The organism is Myxococcus sp. CA023 (genome assembly GCF_010998615.1).
Lineage (GTDB): Bacteria > Myxococcota > Myxococcia > Myxococcales > Myxococcaceae > Myxococcus.
The window spans coordinates 40460-54547 of the sequence record NZ_JAAEAH010000002.1; the positions used below are offsets into that span (position 1 = coordinate 40460).

The window sequence follows — 14088 nt, forward strand, 5'->3', positions numbered from 1 at the left end:
CATGACTTCGCTCGCCCGGCCCGCGAGGCTGACCTGGCAGAACTGCGGCACCTTCCTTCGCGTCCTGCTGACGCAGGTGCTCTACGTCGCCCCGCTCTTCTGGTTCATGGAGCTGGCGCAGAACGTGGCCTGGCGGTGGATGAATGGAGACTGGGGTTGGGTGTTCCCCAAGTCGCCGTACCACTGGTTCTCCTTCGGGAGCCTCATCCTGTGGGCCGGCTGCGTGGCGCTCCTGTGGAGCCTGCACTTCTTCTGGTTCTACCCGCGCCGAGTGACGGTCTGGCCGCGGCTGGCCATTGGCGCCGTGGTGTGCTGGGTGGGCGAATGGGTGGGCGGCTACGTCGCGGCCAATGTCTTCAACCATCCGCTCCAGGTGTGGCCCGGCTCACCGCTCGTCTACGTCCACTACAGCGCCCTGTTCTTCTGGGTGAGCAACTGCATCGTCTACCACCTGCTCACCAACGACGTGGTGGACCTCACGCCCGAGTACGACGCGCCTCCAACGACGACGCGCGCACAGGTGGCCTGAGACTCACGCGCCCTGAGGCAGCTTCAAGCGCGCGCGGCAGCCCTTGCCCTCGGGGCGGTTCTCCAGGCGCAGGCTGCCCCCGTGGGCCTCCGCGATTTGCCGGCTGAGCGCCAGGCCGATGCCGCTGCCCTGGGGCTTGGTGGTGAAGAAGGGCACGAAGAGGTTGCCCGTGTCCGTCATGCCGGGGCCCTCGTCCTCCACCCAGACCTCCACTGCGCCCGGCGACAGCACGGCCCATGACACCCAGACGTCCCCTCCGGTCTCCGGAGCGGACAGCACCGCGTCCACCGCGTTGCGCACCAGGTTGATGAGCAACTGCTCCAACTGGTCCACGTCGCCCCGCAGCACCAATCCGGGGCCCGCGCGCACGCCCACCTTCCGGCGCTTCTCCAGCGCGGCCACCCGGCGCACCCACGCGTCCACCTCCACGGCGCCTGGCGTCGGAGGCGGCAACCGCGCGAGGCTGGCGTAGGCGGACATGAAGCGCGCCAGTGATTGGGAGCGACGGGCGACGATGCCCAGTCCGCTCTTCGCGTCCTCTTCCCAGTCGGACGGGCGCGGCGCCATGAGCAACGTGTCGCGCAGCGCCTCCGCGATGGAGCCGATGGGCGCCAGCGAGTTGTTGATTTCGTGGCTCAACACCCGCACCAGCCGTTGCCAGGCTTCGCGCTCTTGCTCACGCAATGCCAGCCGCAGGTCCGCGAGCACCACCAACTGGTGCGGAAGGCCGCCCTGCCGGAAGGAGCCTCGCCGCAGCTCGTAGGGGCCGCCCTCCTCCGCGAAGGAGCGCGTCAGCCTGCGAGGCACGTCGCCCTCCAGCAGGTCCGTCAGGCCCAGGGCTCCGGCGCCCTTGCCCACCAACTGCGAGCGTGACGCGCCCAGCAGCCGCTCGCCCGCGCGGTTCACCAGCCGCAGCGTGCCCGCCACGTCGAAGGCCAGCACGCCGACGTCAATCTCCTCCATCACCTGCTCCAGGAGCGCGCCCGCTTCCAGCACTCCCAGCCGCTGCTCACGCAGGGTGTCCCCCAGCGCGTTCACCTCCAGCAGCACCTCGCCCAGCGCATCCCCCGCCCGCGCGCCCCGGCCGCGCACGGAGTAGTCCCCTTCGCGCAGCGCGGCCAGCAGATTGGCCACCGCGTGCAGCGGCCGCATCACCCGTTCGCGCACCAGCAGGCCCACGCCCAGGAAGGTGCCCACCACCAGGGAGGTCAGCGTCCACTGCACCTTGGAAGAGAAGTCCCCCAACCACACCAGCACGAGCGCGGCCACCGAGCCCGGCAGGCCCGCGAGCCACGCGAGCCCGAGCACCTGCAGGTCATGCGGCGGTAGCCGGCGCTCCTCGCTCACCGAGCGCCCTTGATGCCGTAGTACTGGAGCCGCCGGTACAGCGCGCTGCGCGACAGCCCCAGTCCCTTCGCCGCCTCGCTCACGTTGCCTTCGTGCCGCGCCAGCGCCCGCTCGATGAGGTAGCGCTCCACCTCCTCCAGCGTCATCTCCTCCAGCCGCGTCATGCCCTCGCGGCCGGCCCGCTTGAGCAGCAGGTCCTCCTGCGTCACCTCGTCACCCGACGCCATCAGCATCGCGCGCTCCACCGCGTGCTCCAGCTCGCGCACGTTGCCCGGCCACGCATAGGCCAGCAGGGCCTCCAGCGCCTCCGAGGACAGCTGGACGTTGGGCCTGCCGTAGCGCCGGCCCTGTTCGGCCAGGAAGTGCGCGGCCAGCAGCGGGATGTCCTCGCGACGCTCGCGCAGGGGCGGCAGCTGCACCTCCACCGTGTTGAGGCGGTACAGCAAATCTTCCCGGAAGCGGCCCTCCGTCACCGCCCGCGACAGGTCCACGTTGGTGGCGCTCACCACTCGCACGTCTACCCGCCGCGTCTTCGACGAGCCCACCGGGTGCAGCTCACCCGTCTGGAGCACGCGCAGCAGCTTGGCCTGCTGCGACAGCGGCATGTTGCCAATCTCGTCCAGGAAGAGCGTGCCGCCGTCCGCCAGCTCGAAACAGCCGATGCGGTCCGCCTTGGCGTCCGTGAAGGCGCCCTTCACGTGGCCGAACAACTCGCTCTCGAAGACACCCTCGGACAGGCCGCCGGAGTTGACCGCGACGAAGGCCCGCTCCGAGCGCGTGGAGCCCCCATGAATCAGCCGCGCCACCACCTCCTTGCCCGTGCCGTGCTCGCCCGTCACCAGCACGTTGGCGCCAGACGGCGCCACCCGCTCGATGAGGCGCCTCACCGGCTGCATGGACCGCGACTCGGACACCATGGAGAGCTGATTGCCCTGCCCCCGGCGCAGGTGCTGGTTCTCCTCCTCCAGCCGGCGGCTGCGCTTCAGCGCCCGGCGCAGCTCCAGCTGGGTGCGCAGCGTGGCCAGCAGGCGCGTGTTGTCCCAGGGCTTCTGCACATAGTCGCGAGCACCGGCGCGCATGGCCTCCACCGCACCCTCCACGCTGCCCCACGCCGTCATCACCACCACCGGAAGGGACGCATCCTGCGCGCGGATGCGGCCAAGCAGGTCGATGCCCTCCTGCCCGGAGGTGGTGTCGCGCGCGTAGTTCAGGTCCATCAGGACCAGGTCCACGTCCTCGGCCTCCAGCGTGGCGAGCGCACCCGCGGGCGACTGCGAGGTGACGACGGTGAGTCCGTCCCGCTTGAGGAGCAGCCGGAGGGCTTCCAGGACGTCCGCCTGGTCGTCAGCGACAAGGACACACGGAGGCCGCGCGGCGGCACTGGGGGGATTCTGGAGGAAGGGGGCGGATTCAGACACGGGGGACACCAATAGGGGGAATGTGCCAGAAACAACCGGCGGCGGTCGCGCGGGTTGTAGGCGGCTGGGGACCTCAGGCGCCCTGCAACCAACCATCCGCGAGCTGGATGACGCGGTGGCCGTAGGCGGCGTTCGCCTCCGAGTGCGTCACCTGGATGATGGTGGTGCCGTCCCGGTTGAGGCCCTGGAAGACCTCCATGATTTGCTTCGCCTGCTGCGAATGGAGGTTGCCCGTGGGCTCGTCCGCCAGCAGCACCTTGGGGTTGGCGATGAGCGCCCGGGCGATGCCCACGAGCTGCTGCTGCCCACCGGAGAGCTGCGAAGGGAAGAGGTCCTTCTTCCCCACGAGCTGGAAGCGGTCCAGCATGTCGCCCACCAGGGCCTCGCGCTCGCCGCGCTTGAGGTCGCGGTAGGACAGCGGCACCTCCAGATTCTCCGCCACCGTCAGGTTGTCCAGCAGGTGGTACTGCTGGAACACGAAGCCGATGGTGCGCCGGGAAAGCTCCCCGCGCGCCTTGGGCTTCATGGCATGTACCGCCTGGCCATCCAGCAGGTACTCGCCCGTCCAGTCCACGTCCAGCATGCCCAGGATGGATAGCAGCGTGGACTTGCCCGCGCCCGAAGGCCCCATCAGCGTGACGAACTCGCCCGGCTGGATGTCCAGGTCGATGCGGCGCAGCACCCAGGCTCGGCCGCCAGCCAGGGGGTAGGACTTCTCGACGTTCCTCAGGGAGATGAGCGGAGATGGCATGTCCGTCTCAGCGGCGCTGTTCGTCCTGGACGATGCGGCCGTCGAAGAGGCTCACCGTGCGGGTGGCCACGCGCGCGTGCGCCGGGTCGTGCGTCACCATGCAGATGGTGGCGCCGCCCTTGTGAAGCTCCGTCAGGAGCTGCATCACCGCCTCGCCGTTCTTCGAGTCCAGGTTGCCCGTGGGCTCGTCCGCCAGGAGGATGAGTGGGTCGCCCGCCACCGCGCGCGCCACCGCCACGCGCTGCTGCTGACCACCGGAGAGCTGCCCCGGCATGTGACGGGCCCGGTGCGCCATGCCCACCTTCTCCAGCGCGCGCTCCACCCGCTGCTTTCGCTCGGCGGCGGGCATGCCCCGGTACGTCAGCGGCAGCTCCACGTTCTCGAACACCGTCAGGTCGCCGATGAGGTTGAAGCTCTGGAAGATGAAGCCGATGTGCCGGTTGCGCACCAGCGCCCGGTCCGTCGCGGACAGGTCCAACACGCTGCGCCCGTCCAACAGGTAGGCCCCGCGCGTCGCCGTGTCCAGCAGCCCCAGCACCGCCAGCAAGGTGGACTTGCCCGAGCCCGACGGGCCGACAATCGCCACCCACTCTCCCTTGCGCACGTTGAGGTGGATGTTGGAGAGCGCGTGCGTCTCCACGTCCTCGGTCTCGAAGACCTTGGTCAGTCCGTCCAGGTGGATGAGCGCCTTGCCGGGCTCCGCGCCCGCGTCCTCCTGCGCCACCGCGCCTTCCGGGGAAGCAGCCGCCTTCGTGTCGTTCGTCATCATCGCTGACCCACCCGCTCCGCCGCGTTCCACGCGGTCATGTCTGAAGTCTCCATCGGACTACTCCGCTCGCAGGGCGATGGCCGGGTCCACGCGCGTGGCCCGGCGCGCCGGAAGCCAGGCGGCCAGCACGGCCACCGTGCCCAGCAGCAACGCCACGCCCGCGAATGTCCACCCGTCGTACGCCGCCACCCCATACAGCATTGCGTCCAACAGCCGCGCCAATCCCAACGACAGCCCCAGGCCCAGCACCACGCCCAGCGCGGTGAGCCGCAGGCCCTGCCCCAGCACCAGCGTCAGCACGCGGGTCCGCGAGGCCCCCAGCGCCATGCGGATGCCCATCTCCCGCGTGCGCTGCGCCACCGAGTAGCCAATGACGCCGGAGATTCCGAGCGCCGCCAGCAGCAACGCCGTGCCCGCGAACAGGCCCATCAGCAGCGCCGACACCTGGCGGGAGCTGATGGACTCATCCACCAACCGCGTCAGCGGAGCCACCGCGTACAACGCCAGGTTGCCATCCACGGCGCGCAGTTCCGCTTCGATGGCGGTGCGCAGCGCCTCCGGGCTGCCGCCGGACTTCGCCCGGACCGCGAGCGCCAGGAAGGGCGTGGGCACCTTCGCCGCCGGGTAGTACGCGGCGGGCCGCGCGGGCGTATCCAGGCCCCATTCGCGCACGTCGTCCACGATGCCCACCACGGTCGTCCACTGCGCCGTGTCCCAGTGCAGCTTCAACCGCTGGCCCAGCGCATCCCCCTGGGGCCAATAGAGGTCCGCGAAGGTCTTGTTGATGACCACCTGCCAGGGCGCGTCCGGCCCCTCCGTCCCGTCTCCCTCCAGGAGGTGCCCCTGGCGCGGGGTGACGCGCAGCGTGCGCAGGTAACCAGGGCTGACGGCGCGGAACTCCACCGCGGGCCAGACCTCATCCGGCGCCTGCGGCCGTCCCTCGATGTCGAAGCTGCTGTCCGAGCGCCCTCCCAGCGGCAGCAGGTTGGTGACCCCCACGGCCTCCACGCCCGGGAGCGACTGGAGCCGGCCCAACAGCTCCCGCTGGAAGGCCACCTTGTGTGCCGCGTCCGGGTAGCGCGCGGAGGGCAGCACGAGCTTGCCCGTGAGTACGCCCTCGGGCGTGAAGCCCGCGTCCACCGCGCGCAGGGCCAGGAAGCTCTTGGTGAACAGCCCCGCGCCCACCAGGAGCACCAGCGCCACCGCGACCTGCCCCACCACCAGCCCCGCGCGCATCCGGCCCGAACCATGGCCCTCCGTGCCCCGGCTGCCCTCGCGCATGGCGACGCTCAAGTCCTCCCGGCTGCCGCCATGCAGCGCCGGACCGAGCCCGAAGAGCACGCCCGTGAGGAGGCTCACGCCCATGGTGAACACCAGCGGCCGCGCATCCAGCCGCACCTGGCTCGCGCGAGGCAGCGCCTCTCCCACCAGCGCCACCAACGCGTCCGTGCCCCACAACGCCAGCAGCATCCCCAGCACCCCGCCCGCCAGGGACAGCACCAGGCTCTCAGTGAGGAACTGCGCCACCAGCCGGCCCCGGCTCGCCCCCAGCGCGGCGCGGATGGACACCTCGCGTCCGCGCGCCGCCATCCGGGCCAACAGCAGGTTGGCCACGCTGCTGCACGCCGCCAGCAGCACGAAGCCCACCGCGCCCAGCAGCAGCCACAGCGTGCCGCGCACGTTGCCCACGACCTTTTCGTCCAGCGACGTCACCGAGAAGGACCAACCCACCTTCCGGTACCGCGAGGGGACGGCCTCCTCCATCTCCAGCGCCACGCGCGCCAGGTCCGTGCGCGCCGCGTCCTGCGTCACGCCGGGCTTCAACCGCCCCACCACCGACAGGAACCGGGCGCCGCGCTGGTCATCCTGCCGCTGTGTCTCGGTGGGCACGAAGGGCACGTACATCTCCGCCCAGGCGGGGTAGGCCACCCCCGCGGGCAACACGCCCACCACCGTGTACGGCTCGCCGTCGAGCTGCATCGTCTGGCCCAGCACCTGCGCGTCCCGGGCGAAGTGCACGCGCCACGCCGTGTCGGTGAGCACCACCACCCGCTCACGCCCCTGGACGGCCTCCGCCTCCGTGAACGCGCGGCCGAGCACCGGCGACATGCCCAGCGTGGCGAAGAAGGACGGTGTGGCCACCACCGTGGCGAGCTGCTGGGGGGTGTCCCTGCCCGTGAGCGTCAGGTTGCCGCCCCGGTAGGCCGCCACCGATTCGAAGGCGCGCGACAGCGTCGCCAGGTCGACGTACTCCGGCACGGACAGGGAGATGTCCTTGAGCCCGGCCTGCGCGACATTCCCCTGGAGGTGCACCACCCGCTCGGGCTCCGAGAAGGGCGGCGGCGTGAGGAGCACCCCGTTCACCACGCTGAAGACGGCGCTGTTGGCGCCAATCCCCAGCGCCAGCGCGAGCACCGCCACCAGCGCGAAGCCGGGGCTCTGGCGCAGCGAGCGCAGCGTGTACCGCACGTCACGGCGAAGTGCGTCCATCATCGCAGCCGCACCCGCTCCACGGCGTCCCACGCGGCCATGTCCGACAACACCACCTGGTCACCTTCTTGAAGGCCCTGCAGCACCTCCACCGCGTTCACCGAGCCTCGGCCCAGCTGCACCGGCACGCGGACGGCTTCATCACTGCCCGGCATCAAGCGGAAGAGAGCCATGGTGGCATTGGGCTGCGCGCCAGCCGGGCGCCCCACGGACAGCACGTCGCCCAGCCGCTCCAGCTCCACCGTGCCCTCCACCGTCAAATCCGGCCGCGCGCCACGGGGCAGCTCCGCGGGCAGCGACACCTCCACGCGCACCGTGCCCTGGCTCGCCGCGGGCGCCACCCGCGCCACCTGGCCTTCCACCACGCCGTTGCGGGTGTCCACCAACGCCTTCAGCCCAGGCTGGATGTCGCGCGCCTGCGTCTCCGCGATGCGCAGCTCCGCCTTCAGCCGCTCCGGCTTCACCACCTTCGCCAGCAGCACGCCCGGCGTCACCCACTGCCCCAGCTCCAGCGGCAGGTCCTGGAGCACGCCATCCTCACCCGCGAGCACCTTCATCGACTCCACCTGCGCGCGGCGGAAGCGGGCCACCGCCTTCAGGCGCTCTACCTGTCCCTGCTGCGCGGTGAGCTGCTCCTTCATGCTGGACGCCACCACCTGGAGCTTCTTGCGCTCCAATTCCAGGCGACGGCTCAGCTCCGCGGCCTTCTCGCGCGCCTGCTGCATCTCCAGGTCGCCGATATGTGCCTTCTGGTGAAGGGCCTCGTTCGCGTCGGAGCGCCGTCCCGCCTCGGCGGACTCGTTGATGAGCGCCGCCACCATGGCCTCCTGGGCCAGCCGCTGCGTCTCCAGCTCCATGCGCACCTGGATGAGGTCGGCCTCCACGCTGGCCAGCTGACGCTCGGCCTCCAAGGCCTGGAGCTGCACGTCCGGGTTCGACAGCTCCAACAGGAGCGTGTCCGCCGTCACCGTGGCCCCAGGCCGCACGTGGATGCGCTCCACCCGGCCCGCCGTGTCAGCGGTGAGCCAGCGGATGTACTCCGGCACCAGCGTGCCCGCGCCCTTCACCTGGCGCACCATGGGTCCGCGCTTCACCGTGTCCAACCACACCGAGGCCCGCTCCACCGTGGGCGCCGCCGGGCGCAGCCGTGACAGGCCCACCGTCACCAGCAGGAGCGCGCAGGCTCCACCGATGGCGATCACCCAGGGCTTGCGACGCGGCTTCTTGGCTTTGGGAATGTCCACGCCCCCGCCCAGAGCGAGGCTCGTGCCAAGGCCATCTCCCGCGTCAACCCCTTGAAACTACTCGGGATGAAGGACTGCCTCGCGAAGGCCGTGCCCACTTGCGGAAAGTGCCGTCCCAGAAGCGGACAGCGACCGGAAGGGGGTGGAGGCCCCCGGGGGCGCCAGCGCTAAGGTGCGCGCCCATGTCGGCCTCCCTTCTCGAAGTGTTCCTGGACCACGCACACCGCGCGCCCGAGCGGCCCCTGCTGACGTTCGAGCAGGAGCGCTTCACCTACGGACAGTTCGCCACGCACGTCATGGCCTTCGCCCGGGGCCTCAAGCAGCGCGGGCTCCAGCCGGGGGAGCGGGTGGCGCTCTTCCTGGAGAACAGCGCCCGCTTCGCCATCGCCTACCTGGGTGTGCAGGCCGCGGGCGGCGTGGTGGTGTTGGTCAACACCGCCTACCGGCAGGTGGAGCTGGCCCACATCCTGTCCGACGCGGAGGTCTGCGGCTGCGTCACCGGCGCGGCGGGCGCCGCGGAGCTGGTGCCGCTGCGGGCCCAGCTGCCCTCGCTCCAGTGGCTCATCACCGTGGAGCGCTCCACCACCGCGCTGCCCGAGTCGCTCACGGAGGTCCCCTTCGACACGCTGCTCGCGGAGGGCACCTCCGCCACCGCGCCGCTGGTGATGCCACGTCCGGAGGACCTGGCGGTGCTGGGCTACACCTCCGGCACCACCGGCCGCTCCAAGGGCGCCATGCTGCTGCACCGCAACCTGCTGGCCAACGTGCGGGCCGTCACCGAGGCGTGGCGCTGGACGGAGCAGGACCGGCTGCTGCTCACCCTGCCGCTGTTCCACACCCACGGCCTGATGGTGGGCCTGCACGGCACGCTGTTCACCGGCGCCAACGTGGACCTGCGCCGCCGCTTCAACGCCGCCGAGTCCCTGACCGCGCTGCGCGATGACGCCTCGCTCACGATGTTCTTCGGCGTTCCCACCATGTACAGCCGCCTGCTGGAGGAGGCCCGCGCGTCACGCGTGAAGCCGCGCGCGCTGCGCCTGTGGGTGTCCGGCTCGGCGCCGCTCAGTCCCCAGCTCTTCGCGGACATCGAAGCGGAGCTGGGCGCCCGCATCCTGGAGCGCTACGGGATGACGGAGACCATCATGAACACCACCAACCCCTACGAGGGCGAGCGCCGCCCCGGCACGGTGGGCTTCCCCTACCCCGGCCAGGAGGCCCGCGTGGTGGACGTGCGCACGCGCCAGCCGCTGCCGCGCGGCGAGACGGGCGAAATCGAGGTGCGGGGCCCCCACGTCTTCGCCGGGTACTGGCGCCGCCAGGACGCCACCGCCGAGTCCTTCGACGCGGACGGGTGGTTCCGCACGGGCGACCTGGGGGATGTGGACGCGGACGGCTACCTGCGCATCACCGGACGGGCGCGCGAGCTCATCATCAGCGGCGGCTTCAACGTGTACCCGCGCGAGGTGGAGGAGGTGCTCGCCATGCACCCAGGCGTCGCGGAGGTCGCGGTACTGGGCCTGCCGGACTCGGACCTGGGCGAGCAGGTGGTGGCCGTGGTGGTGCCACACCCGGGGGCGACCCCGCCGGAATCCCAGTCCCTGGTGGACTGGTGCAAGGACCGGCTCGCCAGCTTCAAGAAGCCGCGCCAGGTCGTCTTCACGGATGCGCTGCCGCGCAATGCGTTGGGCAAGGTGCAGAAGCACCTCCTCCGGGCAGCACTGGTGCCACCTGGCACGCGATGAGCCGCGCGTCCACCGCACGGTTCCGAACAGACGCCGCGCAATTGCATGGCGTGGGCACCTTGCTGGCCTAGGGTTCGCGCCCAAGACGGAAGGAGCATCGTGTGACGGACACCTCTGAGCGGCCGGACGAACCCGACGCGCGGGTTCCCAGCGGCGTGCCAGGGCTGGACGCGCTCCTGCGCGGCGGCTTTCTTCGCGGAGGCACGTACATCATCACGGGGGCGCCGGGGACGGGGAAGACCATCCTCGGCAACCAGTTCTGCTTCGCCACCGTGGCCCAGGGTGGCCGTGCCATCTACCTCACGGTGCTGGGGGAATCCCACGCGCGGATGATGCTGCACTTGCGGAGCATGCGCTTCTTCCACGCGGAAGAGGTCGGCCGCGCCCTGAGCTACGAAAGCGGCTCCGCCGCCCTCAAGGCGGAAGGGTTGGCGGGCCTCAGCAAGCTCATCTTCCGCGCGGTGCGCGAGCACGGCGCCACGGTGCTGGTGGTGGACGGCCTGGTGGCCATGGAGGAGCGCTCCGAGGACCCGCTGAGCTTCCGGGAGTTCCTCCACGGCCTCTGCGTCCACAACGCGCTCGCGGGCTGCACCACGCTGCTGCTCACCGGGCAGCGCGGCGACCCGTCCGACCCACGCTACGCCATGGTGGACGGCGTCGTCGCCCTGGCCCAGGAGCGCGTGGGCGTGAAGTCGGTGCGCCTGGCCGAGGTGACGAAGTTCCGCGGCGGCCCCCAGATCCCCGGGCGCCACGGCTTCGAGATTTCCGACAACGGCCTGTCCATCCATCCCCGCATCGAAGCCCTCCACACGCGGCTGCCCACGCGCACGCCCTCGACGGACGCGCGGCTCACCTTCGGCATCCCCGCGCTGGACGAGATGCTCTCCGGCGGCCTGGTGCGGGATTCGTCCACGCTGGTGGCGGGCCCGCCCGGCAGCGGCAAGACGCAGCTGGGGCTGCACTTCCTGGCGGAGGGCGCACGCCGGCAAGAGCCCGGGCTGCTCCTCGGCTTCGTGGAGACGCCGGCCCGGCTGGTCAACAGGGCGGAGCGGCTGGGGCTGGGGCTGGGCGGACCTGTGGACGCGGGCCGGGTCCACCTGGTGACCCGCGTGGCGGCGGAGACGCAGCCGGACGCGCTGGCCGAAGAGCTGTTCGGGTGGGTGAAACAACACGGCATCCAGCGGCTGGTGCTGGACGGACTGGAGTCCTTCTGTCAGGAACTCACGGACTCCGAGCGCACGCCCCGCTTCCTCGCCGCCCTCATGCACGAACTGCTCAACCTGGGCGTCACCTCGCTGGTCCTCCAGCAGACGCGCGCGCTCGCCGCACCGGAGGCGGACGCGCGGCTGGACGTGGAGGCGCTCGTCGACAACGTCCTGGTGCTGCGGATGGTGGCGCTGCGCTCGCGGCACTACCGCGTGATCTCCGTGCTGAAGGCGCGGGAGAGCGAGCACGACACGGCCCAGCGCCTGTTCTCCATGACGCCTCGGGGCATCGAAGTCGCGGCGGACAGTGAGAGCGCGGAGGCCCTCTTCAACGGGCAGGCCCCGTCCCACGCGGCGCCCCCGCGGAAGCCGAAACGCAAGACAGGGAGCAAACCGGTCCGGCGCGGCAAGCCGTCCCGGCGTGGGGGGCGTGGCGTATGAAGCGGCTTCTCATCGTGGACGACGAGCTGGCCATCGTCGAGGCGCTCCAGGACATCCTGTCCGTGGAGGGCTACGACATCGACACCGCGTTCAACGGCGCCGAAGGCCTGCACCGCATGGCGGACGCGAAGCCGGACCTGGTGCTGCTGGACTTGATGATGCCCGTCATGGACGGCCGGGAGATGCTGCGCCGCATGCGCGAGGACGCCGGCCTGCGAGGCATCCCCGTGGTGGTGATGAGCGCCGGCCGCATCTCCGACGAGGAGCGCCGCTCCAGCGCGCGCTTCCTCGCCAAGCCCTTCGAACTGGACGTGCTGCTCGACACCATCGCCGAGCTGCTCGTCGAGCCCCAGCCCAACGCCTAGGCCGGCGTCCCGCGGAAGAGGGTGTCGCGGTAGTACTGCAGCTCAGAGATGCTGGCGCGCACGTCCGCCAGGGCGGTGTGCCCGCTGGGCGGCTTGCGCGGCTCCACCAGGTTCGGATACCAGGCGCGCGTCAACACCTTGAGGCTCGTCACATCCACCATGCGGTAGTGCAGGTAGCGCTCCAGCAGCGGCATGTAGCGGATGAGGAAGCGCCGGTCGGTGTGGATGGAGTTGCCGGCGAGGATGCCCTCGCCCAGGGCGCAGTGCTCGGTGACGAGCGCCATCACGTCCCGCTCCGCCACGCGCAACGAGGTGTTGGAGGCACGCACCTTCTCCAGGAGCCCGTTGCGGGTGTGCATCTCCCGGACGACGGGCTCCATGCGCAGGAGCACCTCCTCCGGCTGCCAGATGACGCGCTCAATCTCCGCGATGGGCCGCAAATCCGGACCGGTGATGATGACGCCCACCTCGATGATGGAACACGTCTCCGGATCCAACCCGGTCATCTCCAGGTCCAGCCACACGAAGCGCTGCTCACTCGAAATCATGCGGCGGACCCTACCAGCCCGTGCGTGTGCCCGGGGCGCTCATTGCTCCACGTCCGTGTGGACATCCACATCCGAAGCCAGCGTCCGGTGCACCGGGCAGCGGTCCGCGATGGCCACCAGCGCCGCGCGCTGCGCGTCCGTCAGCGGGCCCTCCAGCTTCACCGTGCGCTGCAGCCGGTCCATCTTCCCGTCCTTCGTCTCGCACTCCTCGCACGCCTTCGCGTGCACCTTCTCGTGGCTCATCCGCACGTGGACATGCTCCAGCGGCCAGCCCTTGCGCGCCGCATAGAGCCGCAGCGTCATCGCGGTGCACGCCCCCAGCGCGGCCGTCAGCAGTCCGTAGGGCGTGGGGCCGGTGTCCTCGCCGCCCACCGACAGCGGCTCATCCGAGCGCAGCCGGTGCGACCCCACGCGGATGTCCTGGGCGAAGCGGCCCTCACCCGCCTCGTGGACCTCCACCACGCCCGGGGGCAGGGGCGCCTCACGCTCCCGCACCGGTGTCACCTGCCGCGCGGCCCACACCCCCAGCACGTCGGCGGCATGGCCCGCGTCCGCGTCGTGGGACAGGAAGTGGTCCGCGCCCTCCAGCAGCATCAGGCTGGCCGGACGGCGGGCCATGGCCATCCACCGCCGGGCGTGCTCGATCGGCACGTACCGGTCCGCCGGCGCATGCAGCACCAGCAGCTCGCCCGGAAAGGCGTTCAGCGCCCGCCGCAGGTGCGCCTCGCCGATGTCCTGGAGGAAGCGGCGCGTGAGGCGCAGACGGCCCGGCCCGAAGTCGAGCTCGCCCTCACCCGCCTCCCGCGCGGTGGAAGACAGCCGTTCGAGCAACGGTCCACCGCCCACCGGCGCATTCACCAGCGCCAGCGCGGCCACCTCCGAAAGCCGGGGCAGCGCCGCGGCCGCCGCCGTGCCGCCCAGGCTGTGCCCCACCAGCAGGCGCACCGGCGGGTAGCGCTCCCGAAGCCACGCCGCCGCGGCCTCCACCGCCTCCACCGAGGGCACCGTGTCCGGCCGCGTCCCGGCAGTTGCAGGCGCGGTGAAGTCCAGCGACAGCACCGCGAAGCCGCGGGCCACCAGCGCATGGGCCAGCCGGGAAGGTGCCGGTGATGGCCCCAGACACGCGAAGCACCCCACCCGCACCGCGCTGGCCACGGGCCTGCCGGGTGGCAGGTCCAGCCGCGCCGTCACCACCGAGCCCTCCGCGCCTCGCAGCGCCACGTCCCGCGCGCCCATGCG

The 14088-nt window shown here is 71.2% G+C and carries 12 protein-coding genes; 4 read left to right on the forward strand and 8 right to left on the reverse strand.

The window, feature by feature from the left end:
* Nucleotide 1 precedes the first annotated feature (1 nt).
* Nucleotides 2-529, forward strand: coding sequence for a hypothetical protein (locus F8M74_RS00595; protein ID WP_141253687.1), 528 nt, complete (start codon nucleotides 2-4; stop codon nucleotides 527-529).
* A gap of 3 nt (nucleotides 530-532) precedes the next feature.
* On the opposite strand, the gene F8M74_RS00600 is transcribed toward F8M74_RS00595, so the two are convergent.
* The 6 genes from F8M74_RS00600 to F8M74_RS00625 form a co-directional block, all read right to left on the reverse strand.
* Complete coding sequence (locus tag F8M74_RS00600) at nucleotides 533-1876, reverse strand: PAS domain-containing sensor histidine kinase (RefSeq protein WP_141253686.1); 1344 nt, start codon at nucleotides 1874-1876, stop codon at nucleotides 533-535.
* Nucleotides 1873-3294: a sigma-54 dependent transcriptional regulator gene (locus F8M74_RS00605; RefSeq protein ID WP_228559820.1), complete on the reverse strand. Its 1422-nt coding sequence runs from the start codon at nucleotides 3292-3294 to the stop codon at nucleotides 1873-1875. The genes F8M74_RS00600 and F8M74_RS00605 overlap by 4 nt, the downstream gene beginning before the upstream one ends.
* Nucleotides 3295-3367: 73 nt before the next feature.
* A complete protein-coding gene (locus F8M74_RS00610) occupies nucleotides 3368-4045 on the reverse strand; it encodes an ABC transporter ATP-binding protein (RefSeq protein WP_011557063.1) in 678 nt (225 codons plus the stop codon).
* Nucleotides 4046-4052: 7 nt separating this feature from the next.
* Nucleotides 4053-4814: an ABC transporter ATP-binding protein gene (locus F8M74_RS00615; RefSeq protein WP_141253684.1), complete on the reverse strand. Its 762-nt coding sequence runs from the start codon at nucleotides 4812-4814 to the stop codon at nucleotides 4053-4055.
* 57 nt (nucleotides 4815-4871) lie between these two features.
* On the reverse strand, nucleotides 4872-7304 hold the full coding sequence (locus tag F8M74_RS00620; protein ID WP_171410224.1) for an ABC transporter permease: 2433 nt from the start codon (nucleotides 7302-7304) through the stop codon (nucleotides 4872-4874).
* Entirely contained in the window at nucleotides 7304-8548 is a 1245-nt protein-coding gene (locus F8M74_RS00625) for an HlyD family secretion protein (RefSeq protein ID WP_141253682.1), read from the reverse strand. The genes F8M74_RS00620 and F8M74_RS00625 overlap by 1 nt, the downstream gene beginning before the upstream one ends.
* Nucleotides 8549-8730: 182 nt before the next feature.
* Here F8M74_RS00625 and F8M74_RS00630 point away from each other — a divergent pair, with 182 nt between their 5' ends.
* The 3 genes from F8M74_RS00630 (at nucleotide 8731) to F8M74_RS00640 (ending at nucleotide 12301) form a co-directional block, all read left to right on the forward strand.
* A complete protein-coding gene (locus F8M74_RS00630) occupies nucleotides 8731-10290 on the forward strand; it encodes an AMP-binding protein (protein ID WP_141253681.1) in 1560 nt (519 codons plus the stop codon).
* 101 nt (nucleotides 10291-10391) lie between these two features.
* Nucleotides 10392-11936 (forward strand): ATPase domain-containing protein, encoded by a 1545-nt coding sequence (locus F8M74_RS00635; protein WP_141253680.1) that lies wholly within the window; start codon nucleotides 10392-10394, stop codon nucleotides 11934-11936.
* The gene (locus tag F8M74_RS00640; protein ID WP_140796003.1) at nucleotides 11933-12301 is read left to right on the forward strand and encodes a response regulator; all 369 of its coding nucleotides are present in this window, start codon (nucleotides 11933-11935) and stop codon (nucleotides 12299-12301) included. Before F8M74_RS00635 ends, F8M74_RS00640 begins: the two co-directional genes overlap by 4 nt.
* Here the strand turns inward: F8M74_RS00640 and orn are convergent.
* Complete coding sequence (gene orn, locus F8M74_RS00645) at nucleotides 12298-12849, reverse strand: oligoribonuclease (RefSeq protein WP_141253679.1); 552 nt, start codon at nucleotides 12847-12849, stop codon at nucleotides 12298-12300. The genes F8M74_RS00640 and orn overlap by 4 nt on opposite strands.
* 39 nt (nucleotides 12850-12888) lie before the next feature.
* The gene (locus F8M74_RS00650) at nucleotides 12889-14085 is read right to left on the reverse strand and encodes a bifunctional alpha/beta hydrolase/OsmC family protein (protein WP_141253678.1); all 1197 of its coding nucleotides are present in this window, start codon (nucleotides 14083-14085) and stop codon (nucleotides 12889-12891) included.
* Nucleotides 14086-14088: the final 3 nt, after the last annotated feature.

Coding starts and splice junctions, on each gene's coding strand:
- orn (WP_141253679.1), bottom strand. CDS start 12,849: ATGATTTCGAGTGAGCAGCGCTTCGTGTGGCTGGACCTGGAGATGACC.
- F8M74_RS00620 (WP_171410224.1), bottom strand. CDS start 7,304: ATGGACGCACTTCGCCGTGACGTGCGGTACACGCTGCGCTCGCTGCGC.
- F8M74_RS00640 (WP_140796003.1), top strand. CDS start 11,933: ATGAAGCGGCTTCTCATCGTGGACGACGAGCTGGCCATCGTCGAGGCG.
- F8M74_RS00630 (WP_141253681.1), top strand. CDS start 8,731: ATGTCGGCCTCCCTTCTCGAAGTGTTCCTGGACCACGCACACCGCGCG.
- F8M74_RS00615 (WP_141253684.1), bottom strand. CDS start 4,814: ATGATGACGAACGACACGAAGGCGGCTGCTTCCCCGGAAGGCGCGGTG.
- F8M74_RS00610 (WP_011557063.1), bottom strand. CDS start 4,045: ATGCCATCTCCGCTCATCTCCCTGAGGAACGTCGAGAAGTCCTACCCC.
- F8M74_RS00650 (WP_141253678.1), bottom strand. CDS start 14,085: ATGGGCGCGCGGGACGTGGCGCTGCGAGGCGCGGAGGGCTCGGTGGTG.
- F8M74_RS00595 (WP_141253687.1), top strand. CDS start 2: ATGACTTCGCTCGCCCGGCCCGCGAGGCTGACCTGGCAGAACTGCGGC.